We start from the raw sequence: 15,493 nt of genomic DNA, 5'->3' as shown, positions 1-15,493 counted from the left end.
CGTACTCGGCAACGAACGCGCTGTTCGACATACGTGTGGGGGAGCGCGCGGAAGCGTTCAGGGGGCGTGTCGAAGCGAGTGCGCCCAGGCGGGGCAAGCACCCGAGAGGGGCGGCTCCGCGTCGGCGGAGCCGCCCCTCTCGGGTCTTTCCTATAGGCCTACTTCTTGTCGAGCAGGTCCTGGACCTTGCCGCGTACCTCGTCCGTGGCCAGACCGCGGATCGTCAGCGTGGTGCGGCGGCGCAGCACGTCGTCCGCCGTCTCGGCCCACTCGTGGTCACGGGCGTAGACGACCTGCGCCCAGATCTCGGGGGCGTCGGGGTGGACGCGCTGCCCCAGCTCGGGGTTGTCGTTCGCCAGCCGGGCGATGTCGAAGGCCAGCGAGCCGTAGTGGGTGGCCAGGTGCTTGGCGGTGTCGGCCGCCATGCGCGGGCCGGGCGCCGGGTTGTCCACCAGCAGCCGGTGGGCGACCGCGCGCGGGTTGGCCACGCCGGGCAGCGGCAGCTTCTTCGGCAGCGAGGAGATCGGCTCGAAGTCGTCACCGAGGGGGTGGCCCGGCAGCGCCTCCAGCTTCTGCATCACCGTACGGCCGATGTGCCGGAAGGTGGTCCACTTGCCGCCCGCGACGGACAGCATCCCGCCCCGGCCCTCGGTGACGACCGTCTCGCGCTTGGCCTTGGCGGTGTCGCCGGGCCCGCCCGGCAGCACCCGCAGACCCGCGAAGGCGTACGTGATGTTGTCACGGGAGAGCTGCTGGTCGCGGACGGAGAACGCGGCCTCGTCGAGGATCTGCGTGATGTCCTTGTCGTTGACCGCGACGTCCGCCGGGTCGCCCTCGAACTCCTCGTCGGTGGTGCCCAGCAGCAGCATGTCCTCCCAGGGGAGGGCGAAGGTGATGCGGTACTTGTCGATCGGGGTCGCCAGCGCGGCCTTCCACGGGGAGGTCCGCTTCAGGACCAGGTGCGCGCCCTTGGACAGCCGGATGGAGGGGGCCGCGTTCGGGTCCTCCATCCTGCGCAGGTGGTCGACCCAGGGACCGGTCGCGTTCAGCACCAGCCGGGCGTTCACCCCGAACTCGTCACCGGAGGTGCGGTCCTTCAGGTCCGCGCCGGTGACCCGGCCGCGGGTGAAGCGCAGACCGGTGACCTCGGCGTGGTTGAGGACGACCGCGCCCGCCTCGACGGCCGCGCGGACCGTCATCAGCGCCATGCGCGCGTCGTTCATCTGGTCGTCGCCGTACACGGCCACGGCCTTGAGGTTCTCGGTGCGCAGCTCGGGCACGTCCTGCGCGGCCTTGGCGGGGGAGAGCAGATGCCCGACCCCGTCACCGAAGGCCGACAGGGCGGAGTAGGCGAAGACGCCCGCCCCGAGCTTCGCCGCGCCGTGCGGCCCGCCCTTGTACACGGGGAGGTAGAACGTGAGCGGGTTCGCCAGGTGGGGGGCCACCTGGCGGGAGACCGCACGGCGCTCGAAGTGGTTCTCCGCCACCAGCTTCACCGCGCCGGTCTGCAGATAGCGCAGACCGCCGTGGAGCAGCTTGGAGGAGGCGGAGGAGGTGGCGCCGGCGAAGTCGCCGGCGTCGACCAGGGCCACCCTGAGGCCGGACTGCGCGGCGTGCCAGGCGGTGGAGATGCCCAGGATGCCGCCGCCGATCACGAGAAGGTCGTACGACGCCTTGGAGAGCTGCTCCCGGGTCTCGGCGCGGCTCGGGTTCGAGCCGGAGGCCGGGTGCGTCCCCAGGGCAGGCACGGAACTCAGGGTGGACTGACTGGTCATGTCGGGTTCTTACTCCTCATCAGAGAGAGCTGTGCGCGGGGGCGGGGGTCAGCTCTCGTCCTCGATCCAGCCCATGGTCCGCTCGACGGCCTTGAGCCAGGTCTTGTACTCACGGTCGCGGGTCTCCGCGTCCATGCGGGGGGTCCACTCGGCGGCCCGCCGCCAGTTGGCGCGCAGGTCGTCGGTGCTGGTCCAGAAGCCGACGGCGAGACCGGCGGCGTAGGCGGCGCCGAGGCAGGTGGTCTCGGCGACCATCGGGCGCACCACGGGGGCGTCCAGGAAGTCCGAGAGCGTCTGCATCAGCAGGTTGTTGGAGGTCATGCCGCCGTCGACCTTGAGGGCCGCGAGCTCGACGCCCGAGTCCTTGGTCATGGCGTCCGTGATCTCACGGGTCTGCCAGGCGGTGGCCTCCAGGACGGCGCGCGCGAGGTGCGCCTTGGTGACGTACCGGGTGAGGCCGGCGATCACACCGCGGGCGTCGGAGCGCCAGTGCGGGGCGAACAGACCGGAGAAGGCCGGCACGAAGTAGGCGCCGCCGTTGTCCTCGACGGAGAGCGCGAGCGTCTCGATCTCGGCGGCGGTGGAGATCAGGCCCATCTGGTCGCGCATCCACTGCACCAGCGAACCGGTGACGGCGATCGAGCCCTCGAGGGCGTAGACCGGCGCCTGGTCGCCGATGCGGTAGCCGACGGTGGTCAGCAGACCCGAGTACGAGTTGATGATCTTCTCACCGGTGTTCATCAGCATGAACGTGCCGGTGCCGTACGTCGACTTGGCCTCGCCCTCGGAGAAGCAGGTCTGGCCGAACAGGGCCGCCTGCTGGTCGCCGAGCGCGGAGGCGACCGGGATGCCGCCGAGCAGGTCGCCGAGCTTGCCGCCGGTGACCTCGCCGTAGACCTCGGCGGAGGAGCGGATCTCGGGGAGCATCGCCAGCGGGACGCCGATGGACTCGGCGATCTTGTCGTCCCACTCCAGGGTGTGGAGGTTCATCAGCATGGTGCGGGAGGCGTTGGTGACGTCGGTGTAGTGCTTGCCGCCGTCGACACCGCCCGTCAGGTTCCAGATGACCCAGGTGTCCATGGTGCCGAAGAGGATGTCGCCCGCCTCGGCGCGCTCACGCAGACCCTCGACGTTGTCGAGCAGCCAGCGGGCCTTGGGGCCGGCGAAGTACGAGGCCAGCGGCAGGCCGGTCTCGCGGCGGAAGCGGTCCTGGCCGACGTTGCGGCCGAGCTCCTTGCACAGGGCGTCGGTGCGGGTGTCCTGCCAGACGATGGCGTTGTGGACGGGCTCACCGGTGTTCTTGTCCCACAGCACGGTGGTCTCGCGCTGGTTGGTGATGCCGATGGCCTTGATGTCGTCACGGGTGATGCCGGCCTTCTGGATGGCTCCGGCGACGACCTCCTGGACGTTGGTCCAGATCTCGTTGGCGTTGTGCTCGACCCAGCCCGGCTTGGGGAAGATCTGCTCGTGCTCCTTCTGGTCGACCGAGACGATACGGCCGTCCTTGTCGAAGACGATGCAGCGGCTGGAGGTGGTGCCCTGGTCGATCGCGGCGACGAAGGGGCCGGCGGTGTGGGCGTCGGTCACTGAGTGCTCCCGGGGTTCCGTGGGTAAGGGGCTGTCTGTACGGCGCGGTGCTGTTTAAGTGCGGTGAAGGCCGAGGTGGAGCCCAGCGTGCTCTTCGTGCTCTTAAGCAAAGGCGACGTTGTAGATGCCTGCAGCGATGGCGCCGCCGATCAGCGGACCGACCACCGGGATCCAGGCGTAGCCCCAGTCGGAGCCGCCCTTGTTGGGCAGGGGCAGGAGGGCGTGCACGATGCGCGGGCCGAGGTCGCGGGCCGGGTTGATCGCGTAGCCGGTCGGGCCGCCGAGGGACAGACCGATGGAGACGACCACCAGCGAGGTGACGAGGGCGCCGAGGGTGCCGAGGCCGTTGCCCTTGTCGTTCAGGCCCTGGGTGAGGACGGCGAGGACCAGCACGATCGTGCCGACGATCTCCGTCGCGAGGTTCTGCCAGGGAACCCGGATCTCCGGGCCGGTGGAGAAGATGCCGAGAACCGGACCCGCGCCCTTCTCCTGGGCCTCGACCGCCTTGGTCGCGGTGGCCTGCGCACCCGGACCGCCGACGATCTCCTTGTCGGTGAGGTGCGCGTGGAACTGGCCGTAGTAGGCGACCCACACCAGCGTCGCGCCGATCGCGGCGCCGAGGAGCTGGCCCGCCCAGTAGACCGGAACGTTGCTCCAGTCGCCGTCCTTGATCGCGAGCGCGAGCGTCACGGCCGGGTTCAGATGGGCGCCGGACAGCGGCGCCGAGGTGTAGACGGCCGTGAGCACGGCGAAGCCCCACCCGAAGGTGATGGCGAGCCAGCCGGCGTTGCGGGCCTTGGAGGCCTTCAGCGTGACGGCGGCGCAGACGCCTCCGCCGAGCAGGATGAGTATGGCGGTACCGATGGTCTCGCCGATGAAGATGTCGGAGCTGGACACCCGCGACTCCTTTGTCCTTCGTCCAGGGAAGCCGTTCTCCCCGGGTCCCTCCGGGGGTCTGGCGCCCTCGGGGGTGAGAGCGATTCCGGTCCTTGGCGTTGTCACACTCTAGCGCGTATTGCCGGTAGGTGTTCGACAATGCCGACCGATGGACGGGAGTCTTGCTCCGGCGTTACGTGTGCGTCAAGAGTTCGGTTCGCGAAAACGCGATCGTTACTGATCCCTGGTCTCCGCGTGGGTCTCCACGTGGGTCTCCCTGTGGGTCTCGGCGGGGCGCGCGCGGGCATGACGAAGGCCGGGACGCCCCATGGCGTCCCGGCCCGAAGTCGTTGCTCAGAAGCGCCCGGCGCCCAGGTCCCGCGACACCGCGCGGGCGCAGTCCCGCACCGCCGCGATCAGCTCGGGCCGCAGCTCGCCGTCCCGGCGCAGCCGCTCCACGGCCCCCGTGATGCCGACCGCCCCGACCGGCATGCGCCGCCGGTCGTGGATGGGCGCCGCGAGCGAGGCCACACCCTCCCAGGTCTCCTCCACGTCCGCCGCGTAGCCCCGCGCACGGGTGACGTCGAGGATGTGCTCGAAGTCGTCCAGGTCGCACACCGTGCGGTCCGTGAACGGCTTGCGGTCGGCCTCCAGGGCCTCGCTGTGCGCCACCGGGTCGTACGCCGACAGCACCTTGCCCAGGGCCGTGGAGTGCAGCGGCTGCATGGCCCCGATCTCCAGCACCTGCCGACTGTCGTCCGGCCGGAAGACGTGGTGCACGATCAGTACGCCCTGCTGGTGCAGCACCCCCAGATGGACGCTCTCACCGCTGGACCGCGCCAGATCGTCCGTCCACACCAGGGCCCGTGCGCGCAGCTCGTGCACGTCCAGATAGGTGGTGCCCAGCCGCAGCAGCTCCGCGCCCAGCTGGTAGCGCCCGGAGGTGTCGTCCTGTTCGACGAACCCCTCCTGCTGGAGCGTGCGCAGGATGCCGTGGGCGGTGCCCTTGGCGAGGCCCAGCGCGGAGGCGATGTCGGACAGGCCCAGCCGCCGCTCCCCGCCCGCGAGCAGCCGCAGCATCGCGGCCGCCCGTTCGACCGACTGGATGTTCCGTGCCATCCGCCCTCCTGCCTCCGTCCCCTTCGCCGATCACGAGCGGCACGCAAGTACCGTCGTTCGGCAATGTCGAACACTACCGGTCCATGTCGACCTCCCGCTAATGGTCGGTCAACACCTGTTACGCCACGCGACCCCTTGGAGTGACGTGGCGGCAGTGTGGCGGTGACGGGCCCTTCACGCGAGCACCGGCACGACTGCCGGCCCCCTTCGACCCCGTCCGCCCCGTGGACGCCCTGACCATACGGCCCCCGACCCGGCTACCCTGACGGCGTGCGCACTCCCCGGGAAGCCGTACCGCACGCATCCTGGGGTCACGCAAAGCCGACAGCCGTCGCATCCGAGGGAGCCCTTCCATGGCCTCTGTGCCGCCGACCCCTTCCGCCGACAGCCGGACCCGTGTGTCCGAGCTCCGCAAGGCCCTGGCCACCCGTGTGGTGGTGGCCGACGGGGCCATGGGCACCATGCTCCAGGCCCAGGAGCCCACCCTCGAGGACTTCGAGAACCTCGAGGGCTGCAACGAGATCCTCAACCTCACCCGGCCCGACATCGTCCGTTCGGTCCACGAGGCCTACTTCGACGCGGGCGTCGACTGCGTCGAGACCAACACGTTCGGCGCAAACCACTCCGCCATGGCCGAGTACGACATCGCCGACCGTGTGTTCGAACTGTCCGAGGCGGGCGCCCGTATCGCCCGCGAGACCGCCGACGCCTTCGGCGCCCGCGACGGCCGGCAGCGCTGGGTCCTCGGATCGATCGGCCCCGGCACCAAGCTGCCCACCCTCGGCCACATCGGCTACGGCGTCCTGCGCGACGGCTTCCAGGCCAACGCCGAGGGCCTGCTCGCCGGCGGCGCCGACGCCCTGATCGTCGAGACCACCCAGGACCTCCTCCAGACGAAGTCCTCCGTCCTCGGCGCCAAGCGCGCCATGGCGGCCACCGGAGCCGACGTCCCGCTGCTGGTCTCCATGGCCTTCGAGACCACCGGCACCATGCTGCTGGGCTCCGAGATCGGCGCCGCGCTCACCGCGCTGGAACCCCTCGGCATCGACATGATCGGCCTGAACTGTTCCACCGGCCCCGCCGAGATGAGCGAGCACCTGCGCTACCTCGCCCGGCACTCCCGCACGCCCCTGCTGTGCATGCCGAACGCCGGTCTGCCGATCCTCACCAAGGACGGCGCCCACTTCCCGCTCGACGCGGCGGGCCTGGCCGACGCCCAGGAGAACTTCGTCCGGGACTACGGCCTCAACCTCATCGGCGGCTGCTGCGGCACCACCCCCGAACACCTCCGGCAGCTCGTGGAGCGCCTGAGGGGCGCCACGCCCGTCGAGCGCGCCCCCCGCCCCGAACCCGGCGCCGCCTCGCTCTACCAGACGGTCCCCTTCCGTCAGGACACCTCGTACCTGGCGATCGGCGAGCGCACCAACGCCAACGGCTCCAAGAAGTTCCGCGAGGCGATGCTGGAGGCCCGCTGGGACGACTGCGTCGAGATGGCCCGGGAGCAGATCCGCGAGGGCGCGCACATGCTCGACCTGTGCGTGGACTACGTCGGCCGCGACGGCGTCGCCGACATGGAGGAACTCGCCGGGCGGTTCGCCACCGCCTCCACCCTGCCGATCGTCCTGGACTCCACCGAGGTGCCCGTCATCCAGGCCGGCCTGGAGAAGCTCGGCGGCCGCGCGGTCATCAACTCCGTCAACTACGAGGACGGCGACGGACCCGAGTCCCGCTTCGCCAAGGTCACCCGGCTGGCCCAGGAGCACGGCGCCGCGCTGATCGCCCTCACCATCGACGAGGAGGGCCAGGCCCGCACCCCGGAGAAGAAGGTCGAGATCGCCGAGCGGCTCATCGACGACCTCACCGGGAACTGGGGCATCCAGGAGTCGGACATCCTCATCGACACCCTGACCTTCACCATCTGCACCGGCCAGGAGGAGTCCCGCAAGGACGGGACCGCCACCATCGAGGCGATCCGCGAGCTCAAGCGCCGCCACCCCGACGTCCAGACCACCCTGGGCCTGTCCAACATCTCCTTCGGCCTCAACCCGGCCGCCCGCATCCTGCTGAACTCCGTCTTCCTCGACGAGTGCGTCAAGGCGGGCCTCGACTCCGCCATCGTCCACGCCTCCAAGATCCTCCCGATCGCCCGCTTCAGCGAGGAGGAGGTGCAGACGGCCCTCGACCTCATCCACGACCGCCGCGCCGAGGGCTACGACCCCCTCCAGAAGCTCATGCAGCTCTTCGAGGGCGCCACCGCCAAGTCCCTCAAGGCCGGCAAGGCCGAGGAACTCGCCGCCCTGCCACTGGAGGAGCGTCTCAAGCGGCGCATCATCGACGGCGAGAAGAACGGCCTGGAGGCCGACCTCGACCAGGCGCTGCAGACCCGCCCGGCCCTCGACATCGTCAACGAGACCCTCCTGGACGGCATGAAGGTCGTCGGCGAGCTCTTCGGCTCCGGCCAGATGCAGCTGCCGTTCGTCCTGCAGTCCGCCGAGGTCATGAAGGCGGCCGTAGCCCACCTCGAACCGCACATGGAGAAGTCCGAGGCCGACGGCAAGGGCACCATCGTGCTCGCCACCGTGCGCGGCGACGTCCACGACATCGGCAAGAACCTCGTCGACATCATCCTGTCCAACAACGGCTACAACGTCGTCAACCTCGGCATCAAGCAGCCGGTCTCCGCGATCCTCGACGCCGCCCAGGAGCACCGCGCCGACGTCATCGGCATGTCCGGCCTCCTGGTCAAGTCCACGGTGATCATGAAGGAGAACCTGGAGGAGCTGAACCAGCGCGGCCTGGCCGCCGACTACCCGGTCATCCTCGGCGGCGCCGCCCTCACCCGCGCCTACGTCGAACAGGACCTCCACGAGGTCTACCAGGGCGAGGTCCGCTACGCCCGCGACGCCTTCGAGGGACTGCACCTCATGGACGCCCTCATCGGCGTCAAGCGCGGCGTCCCCGGCGCCAAGCTGCCCGAGCTCAAGCAGCGCCGCGTCCGCGCCGCAGGCGCCGCCGTGGCCGTCGAGGAACGCCCCGAGGAGGGCCACGTCCGCTCCGACGTCGCCACCGACAACCCCGTGCCCACCCCGCCCTTCTGGGGCACCCGCGTCATCAAGGGCATCCAGCTCAAGGAGTACGCCAGCTGGCTCGACGAGGGCGCCCTCTTCAAGGGCCAGTGGGGGCTCAAGCAGGCCCGCACCGGCGACGGACCGACCTACGAGGAACTCGTCGAGACCGAGGGACGCCCGCGTCTGCGCGGCCTGCTGGACCGCCTCCAGACGGAGAACCTCCTCGAGGCCGCCGTCGTCCACGGCTACTTCCCCTGCGTGTCCAAGGACGACGACCTGATCATCCTCGACGAGCACGGCAACGAGGCCACCCGCTTCACCTTCCCCCGCCAGCGCCGCGGCCGCCGGCTGTGCCTCGCGGACTTCTTCCGCCCCCAGGAATCGGGCGAGACCGACGTCGTCGGCCTCCAGGTCGTCACCGTCGGCTCCCGCATCGGCGAGGAGACCGCCAAGCTCTTCGCGTCCAACTCCTACCGCGACTACCTCGAACTGCACGGCCTGTCCGTCCAGCTCGCCGAGGCCCTCGCCGAGTACTGGCACGCACGCGTGCGCTCCGAACTCGGCTTCGCCGGCGAGGACCCCGCCGACATCGAGGACATGTTCTCCCTGAAGTACCGGGGCGCCCGCTTCTCCCTCGGCTACGGCGCCTGCCCCGACCTGGAGGACCGCGCCAAGATCGCCGACCTGCTCCGGCCCGAGCGGATCGGCGTCCACCTCTCCGAGGAGTTCCAGCTCCACCCCGAGCAGTCCACGGACGCCATCGTCATCCACCACCCCGAGGCGAAGTACTTCAACGCACGGTGACATCCGTGTCACTGAGCACACTGATCCGATAAGTCGTACACTGGTCGGTCCACTGCAGGCCGGTTCCCCAGCGGGAACCGGCCTGCTCGTCCCTCAAAGGAGGTACGTGGATGACCAGCACGGTACCCGCGCCCCTGACCCGAACGGCCGAAGGCTCGGCCCTCCAGGCGGTGCTCCTCGACATGGACGGCACCCTGGTGGACACCGAGGGCTTCTGGTGGGACGTCGAGGTGGAGATCTTCGCCGGTCTCGGCCACGCCCTCGACGACTCCTGGCGCCATGTCGTGGTCGGCGGCCCGATGAGCCGCAGCGCCGGGTTCCTGATCGAGGCGACCGGAGCCGACATCTCCCTCGCCGAACTCTCCGTCCTGCTCAACGACGGCTTCGAGGACCGCATCACCCGCGCCCTGCCCCTGATGCCGGGAGCCGCCCGGCTGCTCGCCGAGCTGGCCGAGCACGAGATCCCCACGGCCCTCGTCTCCGCCTCCCACCGCCGCATCATCGACCGCGTCCTGACCTCGCTCGGCCCTCAGCACTTCACGCTGACCGTCGCCGGCGACGAGGTCGCCCGCACCAAGCCGCACCCCGACCCCTACCTCTTCGCGGCCACCGGCCTCGGCGTGGACCCGGCCCGCTGCGCCGTCGTCGAGGACACCGCGACCGGGGTCGCCTCGGCCGAGGCCGCGGGCTGCCATGTGGTGGCGGTGCCCTCCGTCGCCCCGATCACCGCCGCCGTACGGCGCACCGTGGTGCCCTCCCTGGAACAGGTCGACCTGTCTTTTCTGCGCGGCCTGATGCCTCTGTGACTCCGCTTGTGCTGCGCTCCGATGATCACCCCCGCGATCATTGGTGATCCTCTCGATGACGGAATTCGCAGCACTCGTTCACCGAGCGTGCACCGCCGATAGGAAGGTAATTCGGCGGGTGTACGCACGGGAGAATTCCGATCTTCGGTAACGGTTGCGTTTCGGACGGACGCAGACCGTTGACGGTGTGACCTTCCCCACGTCAGGCGGGGTCGACGGGGAGTCCAACCTGTGTTCGGACGCCGCGTTCCGGGCATTTGGCCGCGCCCTTGTGTCCCGATTGATGGACAGCTGCGCGGATCGTTCCACTCATGATTTTTCAATGCGTTCGCATACGGTTTCGCTCCGTGATGGGCTTTCAACTCCGGTCGCGGCGAACCCTCCTGCCGGTCCGGACTAATCTCTTCGCGGAACATCACCCCTATCCCCGTGCTCCGCTGCGACAACCTTGCATGCCAGGTACACGGACCGACAGCTCTGGAGAAACTCGAGCATGAACCGCAAGACTTTGGTGCTGCCGGCCGTGGTCGGTCTGCTCGCGCCCGTACTCGCCGCCTGCGGCGGGGCCGACAGCGGGAGCGGCGGCGGCGATGCCATCGTCGTCGGCACCACCGACCGGTTCACCGCCACGAAGGCCGCCCCGGCACCGCTCGACCCCGCCTACGCCTACGACGTCGGCACCTGGAACATCCTGCGCCAGACCGTGCAGACCCTGATGATCGTGCCCAAGGGCGACGGCGACCCCGTCCCCGAGGCGGCCCAGTCCTGCGGATTCACCGACAGCGGCAACGAGCGCTACGCCTGCAAGCTCCGGGACGGGCTGAAGTTCGCCAACGGCGACGCCATCACCGCCGCGGACGTCAAGTTCTCCATCGACCGCGCCCGCGCCATCAAGGCCGACACCGGCGTCTTCGCCCTGCTGTCCACCATCGACACCGTCGAGACGCAGGGTGACAACGAAGTCATCTTCCATCTCAAGACCGCCGACGCCACCTTCCCGTCCAAGCTGTCGACCCCCGTCGCCGGCATCGTCAACCCCGACGACTACGAGAAGAACAAGCTGCGCGACGGCTTCGAGGTCGACGGCTCCGGCCCGTACACCCTCAAGGCCGAGACCGACGGCGACGCCATCACCAAGGCCGTGTTCACCAAGAACCCCAACTACAAGGGGACTCTGAAGGTGAACAACGACGAGGTCGACATGGTGTCCTACGACGACGCCGACGCCATGGACACCGCCCTCGAAAAGGGCGACATCGACGTGATGACGCGCACCATGTCCCCGGAGCAGATCAAGAAGCTCTCCGACGCCGCCGCCGACAGCGACATCGACCTCGTCGAGCTGGCCGGCCTCGAGATCCGCTACCTGGCCTTCAACACGGACGCCCCCGTCGTGAAGACCAAGGCCGTGCGCCAGGCGATGGCCCAGGTCGTCAACCGCAACGAGCTGGTCTCCCAGGTCTACGGCTCCCAGGCCGAAGCCCTCTACTCGCTCGTCCCGGCCTCCGTCACCGGACACTCCAACGCCTTCTTCAACAAGTACAGCGACCCGAGCGTCACCAAGGCCAAGGCCCTGCTGACCGGGGCGAACATCACCACCCCGGTGAAGCTCACGCTGAACTACACGACCGACCATTACGGTCCCGCCACCAAGCAGGAGTTCGAGCTGCTGAAGAAGCAGCTCAACGACAGCGGCCTGTTCGACGTCACCATCAAGGGCACCGCCTGGGACACCTTCGCCCCCGCCGAGCGCAAGGGCGAGTACGCCGTCTACGGCATGGGCTGGTTCCCCGACTTCCCCGACGCCGACAACTTCCTCGCGCCGTTCCTCGACAAGGACAACACCCTCAACTCGCCGTACACCAACAGCGACATCATCAACAAGCTGATCCCGCAGTCCCGCCGCGAGGCCGACCGCATCAGCGCCGGCAAGAGCCTCACCGAGATCCAGGACATCGTCGCCGACGACGTCCCGATCCTCCCGCTGTGGCAGGGCAAGCAGTACGTCGCCGCGAACACCGACATCACCGGCACCGCGTACGCCCTCAACTCCTCCGCCACCCTCCAGCTGTGGGAACTCGGCCGCGGAGTGAGCAACTGACGGAGCCCTTCCGGTCGGGTGATACGTTCTTCGCGGCCGGGGCCCGGGACGGCGCCCCGGTGTGACGGGACCCGACGACAAAGGTATTTCGTGAATATCCGTAACCAGTGGCCGGTCCTGCCCATCGTGGCGGGACTGGCCTCCGGCATGTTGACCGGCTGCGGCGCCCAGACCGGGGGCTCGGACGGCGACGGCTCCACCGTGGTGCTCGGGATGTCGGACGACGTCCTCGCCACGGACCCGGCCTCCGGCTACGACCCCGGATCGTGGATGCTGTTCAACAACGTCTTCCAGTCGTTGCTGAGCTTCCCCAAGGGCGCCACCGAACCGGAGCCCGACGCGGCGCAGGAATGCTCCTTCACCGACCAGCAGGCCAAGGTCTACCGCTGCACCCTCAAGGACGGCCTGAAGTTCTCCAACGGTGACGATCTCACCTCCGAGGACGTCAAGTTCTCCTTCGACCGCATGCTGAAGATCAACGACGACAACGGCCCCGCCGTCATGTTCCCGATGCTCTCCAAGGTCGCGACACCCGACGCCAAGACCGTCGTCTTCACCCTGAAGGTCCCCGACGCCACCTTCCCCAGCAAGCTCGCCTCCGGCGCCGGCTCCATCGTCGACCACAAGCAGTACGACGCCGACGGCCTACGCAAGGACGGCGGCGCCGTCGGCTCCGGCCCCTACACCCTCGACTCCTTCGACGAGGACCAGGCCGTCTTCTCCGTCAACGAGAACTACCACGGCACCGCCGGCGACCCCCAGAACAAGGGCATCACCCTCAAGTTCTTCAGCGGCGACCAGAAGGCCCTCAAGAAGGCCCTCCTCGACGGCGACATCGACATCGCCTACCGCGGTCTCACCGCCGCCGACATCGCCGACATCGACGCCGGCACCGGCGACGAGGGCGCCGAGGTCGTCGAAGGCAGCAGCGCCGAGGTCCAGCACCTCGTCTTCAACACCGCCGACCCCGTCACCGGAAAGCTCGGCGTCCGACGGGCCATCGCCTACCTCATCGACCGCGAAGCCCTCATCCGGGACGTCTACGAAGGCACCGCCGACCCGCTGTACTCGATCATCCCGGCCGGCATAGCGGGCCACAACACCGCCTTCTTCGACCGCTACGGCGCCCGCCCCTCCCCGGCCAAGGCCGCCGCCGCGCTCCAGGACGAGGGCATCACCGGCAAGGTGAAACTCACCCTCTGGTCCACCCCGTCGCGCTACGGCCCCGCCACCGACCAGGAACTCAAGACCGTCGCCGCCCAGCTCAACGCCAGCGGCCTGTTCGACGCCGACGTCAAGTCCGTCCCCTTCGACCAGTACGAGAAGGACATCGCCGCCGGCAAGTACGGCGTCTACGTCAAGGGCTGGGTCCCCGACTTCCCCGACGCCGACAACTTCACCGCGCCCTTCTTCGGCGACGGCAACGTCCTCGCCAACAACTACACCAACAAGACCATCACCGGCACGCTCATCCCGCGCACCGCCGCCCAGAGCGACCGCACCGCCACCGACGCCGACTACGGCACCCTCCAGGACATCGTCGCCGAGGAACTCCCCGTCCTCCCGATCTGGCAGGCCAAGCAGTACGCCGTCGTCGGCGAGAACGTCTACGGCCTCGAGAACTGCCTCGACGCCTCCACCGTGTTCCGCTTCTGGGAACTCAGCAAGAGCTGACCCCCGGCCGACCACGACGAAGGGCGCCCCCGCTCGGCAGGGGCGCCCTTCGCGTCTCACCCGTACGGCCTACTGCTGCGCGCCGGGCCGCACCAGACCGCTCTCGTACGCGTACACCGCGGCCTGCACCCGGTCACGCAGCCCCAGCTTCGTCAGCACATGCCCCACATGCGTCTTCACCGTCGTCTCGCTGACGAACAGATCGGCCGCGATCTCCGCGTTCGACAACCCCCGCGCCACCAGCTTCAGCACCTCCACCTCACGGTCCGTCAGCGTGTGCAGCGCGTCCGGCACCGGCTCGTCGCCCGACGGCAGATGCGTGGCGTACTTGTCCAGCAGCCGACGCGTGATGCTCGGCGCCAGCATCGCCTCGCCCGCCGCCACCACCCGGATCGCCTGCACCAGCTCATGCGCGGGCGCGTCCTTCAGCAGGAACCCACTGGCCCCCGCCCGCAACGCCTCCACCACGTACTCGTCGAGGTCGAACGTCGTCAGCACCAGCACCTTCGCCGGCCCGTCCCGCCCCGGACCGGTGATCTGCCGGGTCGCCTCCACCCCGTCCATCCGCGGCATCCGGATGTCCATGAGCACCACATCGGGCTGCAGCGCCCGCACCTGGTCCAGGGCCTGAAGACCGTCTCCGGCCTCCCCGACGACCGCCAGGTCCTGCTCCGCCTCCAGGATCATCCGGAAGCCGGTACGCAGCAGCGGCTGGTCGTCGACCAGTAGGACGCGGATGGCCACGTGAGTCTCCTTCGCTAGTCCGGCCCCATTCTGCCCTGCTGGACGTCCCCGGACGCCGCCGCCCTCACCGGCAACGGGTACGGCGGGGGAGTACCGCCGAACTCCGGACAGTGCGCCTGGTGATCGCACCAGCCGCACAGCTTCGTCGGCCGCGGCCGCCACTCACCGGTCTCCGTCGCCAGCCGGATCGCCTCCCACAGCGCCAGCAGCCTGCGCTCCACCCGCTCCAGATCGGCGAGATCAGGGTCGTACGTCAGCACGTCCCCACTGCCGAGGTACACCAGTTGCAGCCGCCGCGGCAGCACGTTCTTCAGCCGCCACACCACCAGCGCGTAGAACTTCATCTGGAACAACGCCCCGTCCGCGTACTCCGCGCGCGGTGCCTTGCCCGTCTTGTAGTCCACGATCCGCACCTCACCGGTGGGCGCCACGTCGACCCGGTCGATGATCCCGCGCAGCCTGAGCCCCGACTCCAGCTCCGCCTCCACGAACAGCTCGCGCTCCGCGGGCTCCAGACGCGTCGGATCCTCCAGCGTGAACCAGCGCTCCACCAGCGCCTCCGCCTCCGCCAGCCAGCCCGCCAGCCGCACCCCGTCCGGATCGTCGGCGAACAGCTCCACCACCTCCGGCCGCGTCTCCCGCAAGCGGTCCCACTGCCCCGGGATCAACGCCTTCGCCCGCGGCGCCGTCCGCTCCGCCGCCGGCGCGTCGAACAGCCGCTCCAGCACCGCGTGCACCAGCGTCCCCTTGGTGGCCGCGGGACTCGGCTTCTCCGGCAGCCGGTCGATCACCCGGAAGCGGTACAACAGCGGACACTGCATGAAGTCCCCGGCCCGAGAGGGCGACAGGGAGGCAGGCGCCACGGCGGGCCTGGCGGGTGCGGGTGCAGGTGCGGCTTCGGGCGCGGGCGAGGGCACGAGGCCCGATGCTGCCTGGCCC

10 protein-coding genes are annotated in these 15,493 nt (G+C 69.5%); 4 read left to right on the top strand and 6 right to left on the bottom strand.

Translation table 11 applies throughout. The features are described 5' to 3' along the window. Positions 1–158: 158 nt before the first annotated feature. From ACYQ8Q_RS10195 to ACYQ8Q_RS10180, 4 genes are all read right to left on the bottom strand, one after another. On the bottom strand, positions 159–1,775 hold the full coding sequence (locus ACYQ8Q_RS10195) for a glycerol-3-phosphate dehydrogenase/oxidase (protein WP_460063779.1): 1,617 nt from the start codon (positions 1,773–1,775) through the stop codon (positions 159–161). Positions 1,776–1,823: 48 nt separating this feature from the next. Continuing rightward, entirely contained in the window at positions 1,824–3,362 is a 1,539-nt protein-coding gene (gene glpK / locus ACYQ8Q_RS10190) for a glycerol kinase GlpK (RefSeq protein WP_460063777.1), read from the bottom strand. A 102-nt stretch (positions 3,363–3,464) separates the two neighbouring features. Beyond that, on the bottom strand, positions 3,465–4,259 hold the full coding sequence (locus ACYQ8Q_RS10185) for an MIP/aquaporin family protein (protein ID WP_460063775.1): 795 nt from the start codon (positions 4,257–4,259) through the stop codon (positions 3,465–3,467). A gap of 333 nt (positions 4,260–4,592) precedes the next feature. Next, a complete protein-coding gene (locus ACYQ8Q_RS10180; protein ID WP_460063772.1) occupies positions 4,593–5,357 on the bottom strand; it encodes an IclR family transcriptional regulator in 765 nt (254 codons plus the stop codon). Between the two features lie 353 nt (positions 5,358–5,710). On the opposite strand from ACYQ8Q_RS10180, the gene metH reads away from it, so the two are divergent. The 4 genes from metH to ACYQ8Q_RS10160 all read left to right on the top strand — a co-directional run bounded on the left by metH (position 5,711) and on the right by ACYQ8Q_RS10160 (position 13,810). Beyond that, entirely contained in the window at positions 5,711–9,229 is a 3,519-nt protein-coding gene (gene metH / locus ACYQ8Q_RS10175) for a methionine synthase (protein ID WP_460063771.1), read from the top strand. A 110-nt stretch (positions 9,230–9,339) separates the two neighbouring features. Further along, complete coding sequence (locus tag ACYQ8Q_RS10170) at positions 9,340–10,035, top strand: HAD family hydrolase (RefSeq protein ID WP_460063768.1); 696 nt, start codon at positions 9,340–9,342, stop codon at positions 10,033–10,035. Between the two features lie 493 nt (positions 10,036–10,528). Beyond that, positions 10,529–12,136, top strand: a complete 1,608-nt coding sequence (locus tag ACYQ8Q_RS10165; protein ID WP_460063767.1) for an ABC transporter substrate-binding protein — start codon at positions 10,529–10,531, stop codon at positions 12,134–12,136. A gap of 90 nt (positions 12,137–12,226) precedes the next feature. Beyond that, entirely contained in the window at positions 12,227–13,810 is a 1,584-nt protein-coding gene (locus tag ACYQ8Q_RS10160; protein WP_460063765.1) for an ABC transporter substrate-binding protein, read from the top strand. A 69-nt stretch (positions 13,811–13,879) separates the two neighbouring features. On the opposite strand, the gene ACYQ8Q_RS10155 is transcribed toward ACYQ8Q_RS10160, so the two are convergent. Both ACYQ8Q_RS10155 and ACYQ8Q_RS10150 read right to left on the bottom strand, forming a co-directional pair. After that, positions 13,880–14,554 carry a response regulator gene (locus ACYQ8Q_RS10155; RefSeq protein WP_067250522.1) on the bottom strand — a complete coding sequence of 225 codons (675 nt, stop codon included), beginning with the start codon at positions 14,552–14,554 and terminating at the stop codon, positions 13,880–13,882. 14 nt (positions 14,555–14,568) lie between these two features. Continuing rightward, the gene (locus tag ACYQ8Q_RS10150) at positions 14,569–15,471 is read right to left on the bottom strand and encodes a RecB family exonuclease (protein WP_460073242.1); all 903 of its coding nucleotides are present in this window, start codon (positions 15,469–15,471) and stop codon (positions 14,569–14,571) included. Positions 15,472–15,493 lie beyond the last annotated feature (22 nt).

Source organism: Streptomyces sp. YKOK-I1 (assembly GCF_054660435.1).
This window is presented reverse-complemented; position numbering and strand designations above follow the sequence as displayed.